The organism is Vibrio sp. 10N.222.46.A1, assembly GCF_041473595.1.
GTDB lineage: Bacteria > Pseudomonadota > Gammaproteobacteria > Enterobacterales > Vibrionaceae > Vibrio > Vibrio tasmaniensis_A.
This window is the reverse complement of record NZ_JBFRSN010000461.1, coordinates 1-15,138: the sequence shown is the minus strand read 5'-3', so window position 1 is coordinate 15,138 and position 15,138 is coordinate 1. Positions and strand designations below refer to the sequence as shown.

General features: G+C 43.8%; 13 protein-coding genes. 3 read left to right on the top strand and 10 right to left on the bottom strand.

From position 1 onward, the window contains the following. Window positions 1-244: 244 nt before the first annotated feature. Window positions 245-1,777, bottom strand: coding sequence for a DUF3612 domain-containing protein (locus tag AB4496_RS13980; RefSeq protein WP_083784035.1), 1,533 nt, complete (start codon window positions 1,775-1,777; stop codon window positions 245-247). A gap of 170 nt (window positions 1,778-1,947) precedes the next feature. On the opposite strand from AB4496_RS13980, the gene AB4496_RS13975 reads away from it, so the two are divergent. Beyond that, window positions 1,948-2,550: a malate synthase gene (locus tag AB4496_RS13975; RefSeq protein ID WP_009845698.1), complete on the top strand. Its 603-nt coding sequence runs from the start codon at window positions 1,948-1,950 to the stop codon at window positions 2,548-2,550. Between the two features lie 236 nt (window positions 2,551-2,786). Here AB4496_RS13975 and AB4496_RS13970 read toward each other — a convergent pair whose 3' ends face one another. From AB4496_RS13970 to AB4496_RS13945, 6 genes are all read right to left on the bottom strand, one after another. Further along, on the bottom strand, window positions 2,787-3,803 hold the full coding sequence (locus tag AB4496_RS13970; protein WP_009845697.1) for a GGDEF domain-containing protein: 1,017 nt from the start codon (window positions 3,801-3,803) through the stop codon (window positions 2,787-2,789). 400 nt (window positions 3,804-4,203) lie between these two features. After that, complete coding sequence (locus AB4496_RS13965; RefSeq protein WP_004730009.1) at window positions 4,204-4,416, bottom strand: cold-shock protein; 213 nt, start codon at window positions 4,414-4,416, stop codon at window positions 4,204-4,206. Between the two features lie 361 nt (window positions 4,417-4,777). Beyond that, window positions 4,778-6,055, bottom strand: coding sequence for a cytosine deaminase (locus tag AB4496_RS13960; RefSeq protein WP_009845696.1), 1,278 nt, complete (start codon window positions 6,053-6,055; stop codon window positions 4,778-4,780). Between the two features lie 9 nt (window positions 6,056-6,064). Further along, complete coding sequence (gene codB / locus AB4496_RS13955; RefSeq protein ID WP_032499239.1) at window positions 6,065-7,303, bottom strand: cytosine permease; 1,239 nt, start codon at window positions 7,301-7,303, stop codon at window positions 6,065-6,067. Window positions 7,304-8,042: 739 nt separating this feature from the next. Next, a complete protein-coding gene (locus tag AB4496_RS13950) occupies window positions 8,043-9,266 on the bottom strand; it encodes an HlyD family secretion protein (protein WP_009845694.1) in 1,224 nt (407 codons plus the stop codon). Continuing rightward, window positions 9,260-9,610, bottom strand: a complete 351-nt coding sequence (locus AB4496_RS13945; protein ID WP_009845693.1) for a hypothetical protein — start codon at window positions 9,608-9,610, stop codon at window positions 9,260-9,262. The genes AB4496_RS13950 and AB4496_RS13945 overlap by 7 nt, the downstream gene beginning before the upstream one ends. A gap of 134 nt (window positions 9,611-9,744) precedes the next feature. Between AB4496_RS13945 and AB4496_RS13940 the strand changes: the two genes are divergently transcribed. After that, a complete protein-coding gene (locus AB4496_RS13940; protein WP_009845692.1) occupies window positions 9,745-10,752 on the top strand; it encodes an AraC family transcriptional regulator in 1,008 nt (335 codons plus the stop codon). Window positions 10,753-10,758: 6 nt separating this feature from the next. On the opposite strand, the gene AB4496_RS13935 is transcribed toward AB4496_RS13940, so the two are convergent. Both AB4496_RS13935 and AB4496_RS13930 read right to left on the bottom strand, forming a co-directional pair. Beyond that, window positions 10,759-11,661, bottom strand: a complete 903-nt coding sequence (locus tag AB4496_RS13935; protein WP_009845691.1) for an urea transporter — start codon at window positions 11,659-11,661, stop codon at window positions 10,759-10,761. 83 nt (window positions 11,662-11,744) lie between these two features. Continuing rightward, the gene (locus AB4496_RS13930) at window positions 11,745-12,404 is read right to left on the bottom strand and encodes a pyridoxamine 5'-phosphate oxidase family protein (protein WP_009845690.1); all 660 of its coding nucleotides are present in this window, start codon (window positions 12,402-12,404) and stop codon (window positions 11,745-11,747) included. A 90-nt stretch (window positions 12,405-12,494) separates the two neighbouring features. Here AB4496_RS13930 and AB4496_RS13925 point away from each other — a divergent pair, with 90 nt between their 5' ends. Continuing rightward, window positions 12,495-13,952, top strand: coding sequence for a PLP-dependent aminotransferase family protein (locus AB4496_RS13925; protein ID WP_009845689.1), 1,458 nt, complete (start codon window positions 12,495-12,497; stop codon window positions 13,950-13,952). A gap of 46 nt (window positions 13,953-13,998) precedes the next feature. Here AB4496_RS13925 and yjeH read toward each other — a convergent pair. After that, on the bottom strand, window positions 13,999-15,138 hold a 1,140-nt coding region (gene yjeH, locus AB4496_RS13920), incomplete at its 5' end, for an L-methionine/branched-chain amino acid transporter (RefSeq protein WP_372131179.1).

Here is a 15,138-nt window from a genome sequence, read left to right as displayed (position 1 = left end):
TGACCCTTCTTAAGCCGAGGGTCACCTAGCCAACTGACGTTGTTAGTGAACCCATATTGTTCACACAAAATATATGACCAATCACCCTTTTGTGATTGGTTTTTTTTTGCCTGAATTTTGAGTTCTACTTGTTGGTATTACTTTTTATTAATTGTTATTACTACACTTATTATTAAGTGCAGTTAGCTAAAGCAAAACAAGCAGAGCACGACAATTTACTAATCATGCTCATACCATTCTTGCGCTAACACTCACCACACTTTGAGTAACAGCTTGGTTGGCGCGGGCATTCTCCACCTCGGGAGCAGATAAGCCTAGCCTCTGTCTCAATCCCACGTTCAATCCAATTTATATTTAGAATCTTGGCTATTGTCGTGAGGTCTTTCTTGATGTTACGCGGGATTACCACAGAGCCACCATTGTTAACGCATGATGCTTTAAGTTGCTCTGCAATGTCTCTTGAATTACCGCCTTGTGCATCAATTGCAGGGTTAAGGTCTATGCCAGCACACAATACGCGATTGTTACCTGCAGGATCCGTCATATTGATGGATTCACAACAGTAGATTCTTGGTTCATCACCCACATTTAAAATAGATATTTGAGCCGAACTCCCTGCGCGAGGTTCTGACAATCGACGAAACACAGCCCAATGTTGACATGGGTCGGCAACAGTTCTCATATTTCCCCAAGGCAGTGGAATCCCGTTCCCGCGGTACACCGCCTTGAGTTTCCCTGGCCCATAAGCATCAAAGTAGTGCCAGTGAGGGTAGGGCGATACTACCGTCATTCGACGCATAGCAACAGAGGGGGAAACCCCCGCTCTTTTGTGAACGTCGATTTCGTAACCAGTGCGGTCAAGCAACTGTCTAAATGGAACTTTGGGGCAAAGAAGTGCGCCAGCAAAGAAGCTAGATTCAAAGTCTCGCCATGCTTGAAGAATATCTTGAGAATTAAGTTGCGAAGAGCCTGAAACCTGGTTGTCGTCCCATGTGTTGTTGTTGCCGACCGACAACACACTCTTTAAGCCTTCTTTGCTATGCAGAATACAATGGCCAATATAGACCGATAAATCGTATTTCAGACGAGTGGGGTACTCTTTCAGGATTTCGTTTAAGAAGATTGTGCTAGGAGGTTCAAAGAACGAAGTGACTAGCTGTTTGGCATTAATTCCGAGTTCATCAACAACGTCTTTCGGTGTGCGTGTTACCCAACGGATGTTAATTTCTAGGCTTCTAGCGATGTCTATCAGATCTTCTACGCTGAGGTTAAGACGTTTTAAGCCAACTTCTTCCGCTGCGCGCTCAAGGTCAGGGAAGTGGTTCTGATTGCTTTCTTGGTGTGCTCGAATTAAGAGGTGTGCAAACTGGCGGCCTGAGATCCCCGTTTGAGATAGCATCTCTGGAATTGCAATTTGCAGGATGTCGTTGGAGAAAAGAAAGCTAGGCTCGAGTGCCATGCCACTTATCCCACCACGATTCCCTTTATCAGGAGCAATGGCTTGTTGTTCAGATTCGTCGTCAAGGAACCAGGTTGGGTTCTTCTGAAAGACCTGCGCGATTACTTCTAGCATATCGATGCTTGGGACGCGCTTTCCACGTTCAATCATTGAAAGGTAAGAAACGGAAGGTGCGTATTCTGGGTTGATTCTAATACAACGCGCAGACAGATCTTCCATCGTTAAATGGTTACGTTTTCTTAGGTTACGTATTTTCGTACCTAGGAAATGAGACTGACGAACTAAACTTTTTGACAAGGCCATATTTGTAAAATTCACATTGTAAAATTTTTGTTGTGAAATTGTAGGCAAAAAAGCGCTAGTCTACAAACTAAGCAATTCACAAAATGACAAATAAGTTAAACGTTAGTTTGGAATAATTGCTCTAGGACACATTTTTGCTATAAAAATCGGTGAATGTTCACCGGGTTGGTCAAGAGGGAAAGACTATGAATATGCTGACATTCGATAAAACAGAAATCCAAAAACAAACAAAACCATTTATCGCTGAAGCTGTCTTTGCCGTGGAGACTATCAGTGCCAAACAGCAAACTGAGAAGCAACTCAAAGCGAAGCAACTGCTAGACAGATTGTTCCCATTAGAGAACGGCTCACATCAAGATGTAACGAGCTATGTAGTTGATTACCGTCATATCATGGCTTATTTCAAAGATGGCCAACACAGCGGTCTAAAGCACCCTAAGCAGTTTGTAGCTTACATGGGTGAGAAGTGTGACCCAGACTCAATCTTGTTCCGAGATAGCAGTGGAAGCCATTTAGAAGTGATGTTTGGTTGTCATAAAGGGACGGGGTGTATTGAATTGGTCGATATCGATGATATTCAGTTAGAGTCGTGCACCACGTTTGGCCAGTCGCCAATGGAAGCGGTACAAACGAATACTGAGCGTCAAGGCATCACTACAGCAATACGTCACTGGATCAGCTTAGTTCAAGGTGATGAGAAGGGCAAACCAAAAGCATGCAGCGAAGACAAAGAGTTCCGAGCTAAGAGTGGTGAAGATTACTGTCTTAACTATTGCTACGCCCTTTAATGTCACAGCTACATCTTTGGTTTTTATGAAAGATGTAGAGCCAGTGTAGTGCTAAACACTCTGAATGTATTTAGCATTAAACACTGACGACTATGCATAAACGACAAAGCCCCAACGATTAACCTACTGGTTATTGATTGGGGCTTTTTGCTTTCGATGTTAATTGCGAGTCTATTTTTGAGTCTAGAGCTTAGTAAGTACGCCGTTTAACTGTAATTTTTTTAGATGATTGCAGATTACAGCGGCATCACTCTATTTCGACCAAGTGACTTCGCTTCGTAAAGTAGCTTATCAGCGCGTTCGATCAGTGATTGTGCCGATTCACCGGGTTCAAGTTCAGCAACACCAAACGATGCGGTGATACTACCTACCTGTTGCCCGCTACGACGATCTTTAATCGATAGCTTTTCTAGAGAGCGGCGGTTGGTGTCAGCAAGCTGGCGTGCAATGCGTAATGATTTGTTTGGCACGATTATCGCGAACTCTTCACCACCAAATCGGTAAGCAGAAATACCTTCACGGCACATTTGTTTTAATTTGCGCGCAATGCCTTTAAGAACCATGTCACCAAATAGGTGGCCATAAGTGTCGTTGAAGTTTTTAAAATGATCGATATCGAGAAGAATCAAACACAGAGGTTGTTTCGCTTCACACAGGGTTTCTATATCACGGTCGAAAGAGCGACGGTTATAGAGTGTCGTTGTGCTGTCAAAGAGTGCATCTTTCTGCACTTCTACCAGCTGAGATTTTAGCTTAGTGATTTCTGATGTTGCAGAATTCAACTGAGAATTTAAAAATTGAGTAGAGTGACGAATATGACGAGATTCAGAAACTAACTGACGAACTAAAGACATGACTTCATCGATCGATAAACTTTCATTGTCAACGCGGGCCAAATCCTCGAAGCTTTTATCAATCATCTCAGAAAAAGCAGAGGTATCGGTCAGTGTGTCATTCATCGAATTCGAAACTTCCGAGACCAACAACTCTAAATTAGCGCGGAGGTCATTGATATTCGTTTCAGACTTGCTAGCAACATAATTATTGTAAAGCTGCTCACCAACGGCTGGAGGACAAATGCCATAGTATTCCAAGATACCATCCATGTCTTTAGTCAGCTGTGGGATAGCATTGTCAACATAGGTGTACCAAAGTGCGTAATTTGCAGGTGTAGTAGACACCCGGTTCTTCATCATAAGAGGCACCGCTTTTTTTAGATTTGCGGTGGATTTTTGAAATTCGTCTTTTTTCATGATTTTTACTGCAGATACCAAACTAACTAAGCCACTGCGACCAAGATTAGCGGATTTTACCGATCTTTGCTTTAAAAATTATATAATTAATGGATGAGGATTGGGTAAACAACTCATTTTCATTATGGAAATCGATTGCATATTTATATCGAATAATAAATAGGGTGTTATTTGACCAAAGAGGAGTGGTCCGGTTGGGTGGGGGCGGCTGTTGGTGAGGGGGGCTGTAATACCAATCGCGGTCAATAATGGGTTAGCCAAGCTTGTTCAAACACTCTGCCGAAAAATGGGTAATACGGGTGAGTGTGGAAGAGGTAGTAACTCAGTGGAAGTTTATTTCAGGCATAAAAAAGCGCCGATAAAAATCAGCGCTTTAAAATTCTTTTTAGCTAAAAGCTAATTATTGAGCAACAACGTTTGCTGCTTGTAGGCCTTTTTGACCGTTTTCAACTTCGAAAGAAACCTTTTGGCCTTCTTTCAGAGTTTTGAAACCTTCAGAAGCGATAGCACGGAAGTGTACGAATACGTCAGCGCCGCCGTTGTCTTGAGAAATGAAACCGAAACCTTTCTCTTCGTTAAACCATTTTACAGTGCCAGTATTTGTGTTAGACATAATTTGTCCCTTATTCATAAATTTTCTAAATTGTTGATTGCATTACTGCAATGCGCTGATAATTGAATTATTTAATATTGCTAAGAAATAAGGAAAAACTACTTACAAAAACGGGTAACGATTTTACATGTCATTTTTTACTATTCATCTAACTTAAATAACTCCGGCTAACAGAGCGAGTGCATGTTAACACAGTCTTTCGGGTTGTACACTCATTGATTGATAAATCAGCGAGTTTTTTTGTCATGTTGCGCTTGTTAACAAAAACTACCTACAACAGCTGATAGGTTTATAAAGTTACACGCCATGACAAAGTAAAAAGGAAGCCTAAGCCTCCTTTTCTTCGTTAGTATAGACGATATTATCGTTTGAAGTTGATATCTTCAGTCTTATCTAAGTTAATTTTAGTCTTAGCTGGTTGAGTCTCTGCGATTATTTTTCCGTGGCGAATAGAGTACTGCACTGGAACTTGGCGACGTACTGCATCAAAACCGTTATCTGCAGGAAGAATTAGTAAGCTTCCTGGCTTACCTTCTTCAATGCCGTAGTTGTCTTGGATATGCAGTGTGCGTGCTGAGTTCTTGCTGATCAAATCAAGTGAGGTGTTGATTTGGTCGTAGCCCATCACTTGCGTTACGTGCAGTCCCATGTGCAGAACTTGAAGCATATTCGCTGTACCCAGTGGGTACCATGGGTCAAACACATCATCGTGGCCGAAACACACATTGATATTTGCTGCGAGCATCTCTTTAACACGCGTTACGCCACGACGTTTCGGGTAGTCGTCGAAGCGACCCTGTAAGTGAATGTTCACTAACGGGTTAGCCACGAAGTTGATACCAGACATCTTCAATAGACGGAACAAGCGAGATGCGTAAGCACCGTTATAGGACCCCATCGCTGTGGTATGGCTTGCCGTTACCTTCTCACCCATTTCGAATTTGTGCGCAAGGGCTGCCAGCGTTTCAACGAAGCGAGATTGCTCATCGTCAATCTCATCACAGTGAACGTCGATCAGGCAGTCGTACTTGCGTGCAAGCTCGAACACGTAATGCAGAGATTCAACCCCGTATTCACGAGTGAATTCAAAGTGAGGGATAGCACCGATAACGTCAGCGCCGATCTTCACGGCTTCTTCAAGCAACTCTTTGCCGTTAGGGTATGAAAGAATGCCTTCTTGAGGGAATGCAACGATTTGGATGTCGACCCACTCTTTCATCTCTTCGCGGACTTCAACCATCGCTCTTAACGCCACTAACGTTGGGTCTGACACATCAACGTGTGTACGCACGTGTTGAACCCCGTTAGCTATCTGCCATTTCAGTGTTTGCTTGGCACGAGACTTTACGTCTTCGATTGATAATAATTCTTTACGCTCAGCCCAACGCTCAATACCTTCAAACAAGGTACCAGAGATATTCCAGTTAGGCTCACCAGCTGTCTGAGTCGTGTCTAGGTGAATGTGCGGTTCACAGAAAGGAGAAACAACAATGCCGCCTTCTGCATCAAGAGTTTCGCCCTGATGGTTGATTTGCGCGTCATTATCGAGAATGCGAGAAAATTGACCATTTTCAATCAGAATTTGTTTCAAGCCCTCTTGGTCTTGAAGTTTCGCGTTCTTGATTAATAAGGTTGTCATAGTGTGTCCTTAAGCGGCCTGAGATTTCAGAGCTTTTTTGTTCAATAGAGGATTTAGCACGAGGTAACTGATTGCACCACCAAACACGGCATTCAAAGGAACGATGCCAGGTAGGAAGTGACCAGCGGCTACGCCTGTTGCTACCGCGATAATGCCAGCCCAGTTAACGGTTTGGAACTCTGCATTTGCAAAATCTTTGTAACGTTTACGGTTCGCGAAGAAGTCGGCGATGATTACGCCACCAATGGGTGGAATCGCTAACGAAAGGAAGGTTAACCAACCAACGAAGTTGTTGTATAACCAAAGCGCGAAAATCGTACCGATAATGCCGTTAATGATAGACATTGTAGTACTTGAGCGACCTGTGATGTTAGATAAACCCAGACCTGACGCATAAAGTGCATTTTCATTGGTTGTCCAGATATTCAAGCCAAGCACGATGATGGCTGGAAGCAGTAGACCTTGCGCGATCATCACATCTGAAATATCAGCCTGACCGGTTGCTGCTGCGCCTGCTGCGCCGAAGATAAACATCAGCGAGTTACCGATGAAGAACGCGACCATTGTAATTAACACGGCGCTTGCTGGCTTTTTACCGAAGCGAACGAAATCGGCAGTCAACGTACCTGCACTTACAAACGAACCTACAACCATTGCTAGTGCCATTGAGAAGTCCATTGGCGTCTCTGGCTTAATCAGCTGCAGTTGCTCTAGTCCACCAACACTGTCTACGGCTGTTAGTACTGAGTAACCACCCAAAATTGCAATCGCGGGCACCGCAATTGCTGAAAGCACCATTAGCGCTTTAATACCGAAGTACACCGTACCTGTCATCAAAAGGCCTGACACAATAATCAAGGTGTTGGTATCAATGCCTGTGGCTTTCTGTACCGGAATTGCGAACATGGCAACGCCTACACCAAACCAGCCGACTTGTGTACCACCAAGTAGAGCAGAAGGAAGCCATGAGCCTTTAGTACCAAAAGAGAAACGAGCAAGGAGATGAGTAGAGAGGCCAGTAGATGAGCCGATGTAGCCAAGAAAAGAAGTGTAAATACCAAGAATTAGGTTACCGATGAGAACGGCGAGGAAGAAATCGTTGAAAGAAAGACCTGTCCCGAGTGAACCACCTGTCCACATACTTGCAGAGAAGAAAGTGAGTCCAAGCATTACCATGGTGAGTGAAGCAACTCCTTTCCTAGCCGATGTTGGAACCGGCCCAAGACTGTAGTTATTATCCGCAGCCATTTTTTACCTCCGCAATTGTTCAAAATTAAAATTAACGGTCGCCGTATTGCAGGCAAACGTGCGCATTATCGTGATATAAATAACATAGTCAATGCTAGTTTTATCAATAAGCCATCTATTAAGGCGGTTATGTTAAAAATAGACATTTAAAACATAAGGTTACTTTTCATATTTATTCTTAAAAAATAATTAGAAAACGTTTTCTATGGCGTAGGTGATGAGCCAGAATTGAACTTCACTATGAATGCTAGCGATTATGACTATGAATGGGTGTCTGTATATTGGATGGGCGATGTTTCTTAAATTGCAGGCAAAAAAATGGCCAATCGCAATACTCGCAATTGGCCTATATATATCGTGAACAAGAAAGGTTCACTAACAACGTCAGTTGGCTAGGTGACCCTCGGCTTAAGAAGGGTCAATATGTACATTGCAGTTAGTGTGCCAACTTTTAAAGCAACGTAAAATGGGTATTTTATAGCAATTTGGTGCGTATTTAAACGGTTTGCTTGCATTTTGGAAGTTGGCAGTTGCGTTTTGCAATTGCATTTTGCGATTTGTATTGCTTGTCATTAAGGAATAAACGATAAAAGTGAATACTGAATACTGAATACTGAATACTGAATACTGCTTAGTTTTTTGATTTTTGCTGCTCTGTCTGCAACTAACGGTAAAATAGATAAAAGCCCGTGCGATCTCAGATCTCACGGGCTTTGTATCGTTTTATCTAAAACAAGTATTAGATCGAGTAGAAGAAATATAACTGGGACTTCATTCTAATGATGATCCCGCGTATTACGTCTAGGAACGCCATAAAGCTGATCGGCTTCTCACCGCTTACCCAAGCTAACCCTACAGAGCCGACTGGAATATCGTAACCTTCCGCCTCGTCAATTTTTAAGCGGACAAAGTGGTGCTTGTTCTGAAGGTTTCGACCTGTGGTGACACGAACTTGTTCATCAATACCTAATAGGCTAGCTTGTGCTTCACCCGTCGCTTCAACAATGCCTTCTACGGTTGCGGAGAATATCTTGCCTGGGTATACCGCCGTTGCAAACTCAGCAGGTTGGCCCACTTTTACGTTACGAATAGCTTGGTGATTCACTCGCATTAACACGTATTTTTCTTCAGTGTACATTTGGATACGAGGCATCATTGATACTCGCTGTCCTTCACGAAGAATGAAATTAGTTACAAAGCCGTCAGTCGGCGCAGTTACTTTGGTACTGTTCAAATCCCATTGAGCTTGAGCCAATGTTGCTTTTGCCGAATCTACCTCAGTTTGTTTCTTACTGACGTTGGTTTCTGCTTTGTGGATGTTTAACTTCGCGTTCTCAGCATCAACTTCTTTCTTACTTAGTTGAGATTCCAATGTGGTGACGTTATACGTTGCCAAGTCTACCTTTGCCGTTTGTTGGTCGATGTCAGTCTCAGTAATCGTATGTTCTACAACTTTGTTTTGCTTTTGGTAACGGTCAAGTGTTTTAGATTGCAGAACAAGATCTGTTTTTGCTGATTCTATCTGAGCGACAGAGGCTTTGATATCTTCAAGCGCTGACTGATAGCTTACTTTAGCGATGCTCACTTCTTGGTGAGCGGTATCCAAAGCAACGTTCGCCGATTCAAGTTGCACGTTAGCCTTATCTCTTGCAATAACATATTTGGTGTCATCAATTTCGTAAATGAGCTGACCTTCAATCACGTCTTGGTTCGGTCTAATGTGAACCTTGGTTGTTTTGCCTGACACATTGGTTGAATCTGGACGTAGCTGAATGTGTGGTGATTGAACGACTGAACCTCCAGAGAGATCCATCGGCGTGTAGTTAATGAGTCCAACCCAAACAAACAATAACCATGATGTACCACCTAGATAAGAAAATGCTTTGGTGCCCTTGTTCCATGGCATACCAATAAGCCTAAGTAGATAGATGAACAGTGCCCACAGAGCTAAGCCTTCTAACATGTTTGGCTCTCCCCATCTTGATCATTCTTAACTTGTTGTCCTGTTGGTTCCGCAGGTGCTTTCCATGTGTCTCTCAGGTTTATGATGGCTTTTTCCATATCAACAAACGCTAAAATGACGGCAAGTACCCATACCCAGTGCCATATGAAGCCAATCCAAGTTAAAGCTGTGATTAAACCGAGCTGGTGATGCTCTTTACTGTGGGCTTTATTGATTGGTAATTCATGAACACGCCAAAAGCCGTAACATGCAGCTGCGATTGTTGCGACCAACACAACGCCAGCTACGACGTGTAATGCGGTGTCTGCGCCTGTTCCAACAAATGGGACACTTAGTAAACTCATTGATCAACCCTAAGTAAAATTTGAACGCCGAGTGTGATGGAAGTTGGATTTACAGGTTGTAAATTTACTAATTACTTCGATAATGGCAATTATATGATTTTATCTGTGATCTCCTTTCTAAGGGTTAGCGACTAATGAACAATTGTAACTTCTTAAGAGCGTTAGGGATTTTGGGTATTTATCAACACGCTGTCACAAACCCTGTGGTTAATACGGAGCGTTTAGGTATTCCGAAGTCTGTATTTACTAACTCAATGAATCTTATTCCGGTCAATGAAGTCGATAAATGGTATGGGTTTCTTGAACAGCAAACTAATGATCCAGATATTATTCTGAAACTGTCTGACCGAGTGGATATTGAAAAATTAGGCCCGTTAACCAACTGGTTTTTTTCTGGACATGATCTTGCTTCTACGATCCGCCGAGTGAACATTGGCCTGCACTGTTTACAGTCTGGTGCGTTCTTATACGGTGCACAGGTAGGGACAATGATTAAATGGTGCTACGACAATCCTGCTTACTCAGAAACGGGTAAAGTGCATGACTCAATAAGAGTCGCGGTTTTCATTATGAAGATTTTACGTCGATATTTGGGTGATGACTTTAAACCCGTTGCGGTTTCAATAGCAGGTCGTCGAGAGAATGTTGACCTCTACCATGAATATTTCGGCTGTACGATTCAATGGGGACAGCCTCGCACAGAGGTTTGGATCCCGAGTGAATCGAGGTTATCAATCAATCAATCACTATCGAACAGTAAAGCAAATCTGGCGATGAACTTTCATGACTTGGATAACTATCTAAACATGCCAGATGCTGGTGATGAACATAAGGTCACCTATGAGATGATCAACTACAGTCGCCACTTTGGTTTACCAACCCTTCACAAGGTTTCCAGTTTATTAGGGCTCTCTGAGCAGCAGTTTCAACGCCGTTTGCATAAATCGGGCATCAATTTTTCTACCATTATGGGGTATGCATTAAGTAACGTGGCCGTGGAGTTGTTGATGTATTCAGTGCCAGTGGAAGAGGTCTCAAAGAGGTTAGGTTATACCAACGTCGCGAGCTTTAATCGGATGTTTAAGAAACATCGAGGTTTGACGCCTAAGCAGTATATTGAGCGTTTTGAGAGTCAATACTGATCGTCATTAGTCTTCATCTAGCTTTTTAAAATGAGTGGATAGGTAAACGGTTATCCAAGTACTAAGGACAAAAGGCGCGGTGAGTGGTAGCAGTGACAGTTCATGAAAACCAAGTGTGATTAGACAGCTCAACAGCATGCCTAATAGGATCAACGGCCAAGGAATTCGCGGATAGAACACAAGTGCTAGAGTGGCAAGAGTGGCGTTGTACCCGTAAAGACCTTGCTCAATTAGCGCGCCAGAAGCGCCAATCATGTGGCTAAAAACAGTGCTGATTAACACTGCGAGTACTACCCATAGCGCATGCTTGATATTGTTGAGTGCGATGGCAACCAAGATGACTAGACCCGATAGTGCATTATCGATAAAGCTGACTTGGCTGATCCCTTTCAATAACGGTAGCACCGGTGTTGGTAAGCTGAACCACGAGTCTACCTCAAGACTGATTAGTGGCCTCAGTGCGGAGTCAGGTGCCGAAAACGCCGATAGCCCCAAGGTTGATTGGATAGTATAAATCAGCCAAGAGGTGAGGATAAAGGCACTTGTGTAACCGCGATACTTCTTAAAGCTAAACACGATCTTGGCGATGGGTACGGTAATGAGCGAGCCGAGGGCTACTACTAAAATCAGCCACCCATTTACTTCAAAAAAATTCCCGATGAACAAAGCAATCAGTGCGCCATTTAGTGCATACATGCCATTCTCAATATCATGAGACGGTTTATTGGTCAGTAAGGCAAATCCATAGCTGCAACTGGCGCCAAACAAGGTAAGAAAAGCCAGCGCAAGTGACTCAATAGAAATGGCAAACAATAGCAGAAGCGACGTCATAACAGACGGTGTGAAATAGACTTGCCCAATGCCATTGAGCAAGCCTTCAAATGGTAGAATATCCTTATTCGTTCTCATCGTCTGATTACATTCTTTTGCTATGTTGAATCTTTTGTAGCTCAGATTGTATGCAATTTTATTAAGTTGACCATCTTTGCGTATCAATTCTGATACCAGCGCTCACCATAGGCTTGTTGGTAATCTGGTGTTTCAATGATGCCTTCTTGCTCTGGAACGGTTTCTAATGGCCCAACGACCGTTCGATAAGGTAATACGCCAGCCCATACCGGGATATCCATATCAGCTTTATCATCATTCACTCCATGTTTACCTATCTTCACGGAGGCTTCTGTTAAAGGGATCGCCAATAGCTCGGTGGCGGTGAGCTCTTTCTCATTACTGAGCCTGACTTCGTCGGTTCTTCCCGGCGCGATTTGCTCAATGAAGATGTTCAATAAGCGATCTTTTTCTTGGTTGTCATCGATGATTGAAAATGACCCCAACACCACTGCAGAACGATAATGCGCACTGTGGTGAAATGCCGAACGAGCTAACACCCAACCATCGAACAAAGTGAACGTTAAACAGGTTGGCTCTCCTTTTTTTAAGCCTTTCAACAAGCGGCTGTTTTTAGCACCATGGATGTAGACCATATCATCCACTCGCCACGCGAGCATTGGAATAACCATTGGTCCATGTTCGCCTTGCAATGCAATGTGTGCGATTAAGCTCTCATCTATGATTTGATGAAGTTTCTCTTGTTCAAATACGGCTTTGTGAGCCCCTTTTTTAATCGTGGTTCTTTTCGTGCTAGATAACATAATCGCTCCTTAATCATTGCCTTTTGATTAATGTAGCGATTAACTGGTTTATTAAATAGAGCCACTTTTAAACACTATTTGGATCCAGTTATGCAGCCTATTGATGTCGGTGACCTACAGTTAGACGAGCAACATGACACGCGTCAAACCGCCTTGTTTCATGCGATCAGAGAAAAGATTGTTCAAGATTTATGGAGTAAGGGCAGTAAGTTACCCTCAACGCGTAAGTTGGCCGTAGAACTGTCGGTAAGTCGAAATACGGTGATTTATGCGTACGAACAACTGGTCACCGAAGGCTATATCGAGAGTAAGCAAGGCTCAGGGTTTTATGTCTCGGTTGAACAACCAGAGCACTTTCTAAGTTTGTCTCAGCCAAACAGTGTTCAGGATCCGAAGGTTAAACAAACAGTCAGTAAACCGGCTGCAAACATAGCGACACCTAACGACATTAACCGCAGCTTTGCCCCCGGAGTTCCTGACTTAGATGCGTTCCCTTTTGCGAAATGGCAGAGGCTGCTGCAACGTCACTCTACACGTCAGAACATAGCGGGAAATCAAGAGGTTCAGGGAAGCTTGGCCTTGAGGGAAGCATTGAGCGGGTATCTTGCGAGTAGTCGCTCGGTTCACTGCAGTACCGATAGAATCATCATCACCGCAGGTGCGCAGCAAGCCATCTCAATTGGTTTGATGGCGACGTTAGCTATGGGGGACAAAATCCTTGTGGAAGAGCCCGGCTATCGACAAGTGCATAAAATCATCGATCTGTTGAGGCTAGAGCTAGACGGTGTGAGTGTGCGTGAAAAGGTTGGGTTAGATATTGAAAAAGTGCTGTCCAGTAACGCCAAGGCTCTGTATGTCACGCCGAGTAACCAATACCCAATGGGCACGACCTTGAATACCGAGCAACGACTTAAACTGATCGATTGGGCCAATCAACATCAGTCATGGATCATTGAGGATGATTACGACAGTGAGTTTCAGTTTGCTCATCGCCCTTATACCAGCATGCAAGGGTTAGCGGGAAAGTTAGGGTTCGATGATCGCATCATCTATGTCGGATCCCTGAGTAAGGTGATGTTCAATGGCTTGCGACTAGGTTATTTGGTGGTGCCAGAAAGTCTGGTGGCGAAGTGTCTTGAGATTAAAGATGCGCTCACTGGAGACACGGCCTCACATACACAAGAAGCGCTGGCGGACTTTGTACGTGAAGGCGATTTATTGCGCCATATTAGAAAGATGCGTCGTTCATACAAACTCAAGCATGAAGCGATGATAGAAGCGATTAAAAGTGAGTTTCATGGCGATCTTGAAGTGATCAGTCAGGCTGCTGGGCTACATGTGACAGTGAAGTGGTATCAAGGGATATCTGAACATGAGTGGAGCCGTAGAGCAGAGTTTGAAAATATCATCATTCGTCCTTTTGACTTTTATGAATATGGATCAAGTGATGCTCGTGATTGGAGTGGTGCAGTGCTGGGGTTTGGTAATATCCGACTGGCTGACATAAAGCCGAAGATCAAACAGATCGCTCGGCTTTTTTATCAGTAATATTGGTAGGGCTTGTTTACAATTTTCTGATTCATCACTAATCGAGTTACAACTTGTCGATAGAGACAGTGGGTTTACCTTTGCCTAGCCACTTCCGCCAAGGGAGTGACAATGTCACAAAAACAGTCACAGCATAGAGCATCGACCAGCTTAGGCAGATAAACACCAAGGTACAGATCACCAGTGAGAGCATGGCAATGTATCTAGATGCGCCAGTCAATAATCGGCAAGCCGCTAACATCGCAAGCAGATAAACCAGTACGAAAATACCGTTGGCGAGTTTAAGAAAGAATTCGAGATCCAAATTAGACAGCTCGCCGATTACACACGAGATAAGCGCAATAAAGCCAATTGCTAAGGTTGGATAAAGTGGTACGCCACGGCTGTTGAGCTGCGCCATTTTACTGGTCGGAGTGTGTTGGCGAGCTTGAGCCCAAATCATGCGAGACAAGCTTTGGGTGTAAAGGTTTAGGCTAGCAAAACAAGCAAAGAAGCCAAGTACACTGATAACGGCTTTAAAGCCATTGCCAAACAATTGCTCTGTCACCCATGGGATAGAGGCAGCATCAAATTCTGGTGAACCATAAGCGCCTAGCTTGATAATAACCACTGAACAAGCCCAGTACACTAAGCCTGCGACGAAACACCCGGCAATGATGGCGATGGGGAAGTCACGCTGTGGATTCTTAAATTCCTCTCCCATGTGAGCAAAGGCTTCGATTCCTACAAAGCACCAAAACATAACCGCCAGTGCAGCACCAATAGACCACATTGAATCGGATGTCATAGTCGGAACTGCGATGTCAGCAGCAGTGATGTCGGCTTTCCAAACAAAGGCGCTGACTAAAGCAAAAATCGATAAGGCAATTACGGTTTGCAAGCGGCCTGAAGATTTACTGCCCATCAAATTGACGGCAATAAGCAAAGCGACGGTAAAGGATTGAGCACCTAATGGTGTGTCGAGTGGTGCTGGTAACAGCTGTTGAGCAAAGCCACCTGCCAATGCAATCGCCGCTGGAATACCGACAGGAATAACACTCACAAACAACCAAGCCACACTGGTTTCTAATCGCTCGCTGAATGCTTGGCGTACAAAATAGGCCGTGCCTCCTGCATTGGGGTAGCGTTTCCCTAATGCTGCGAAGGTTAGTGCAATCGGGCAAATAGCGATAAACAGGATTAACCA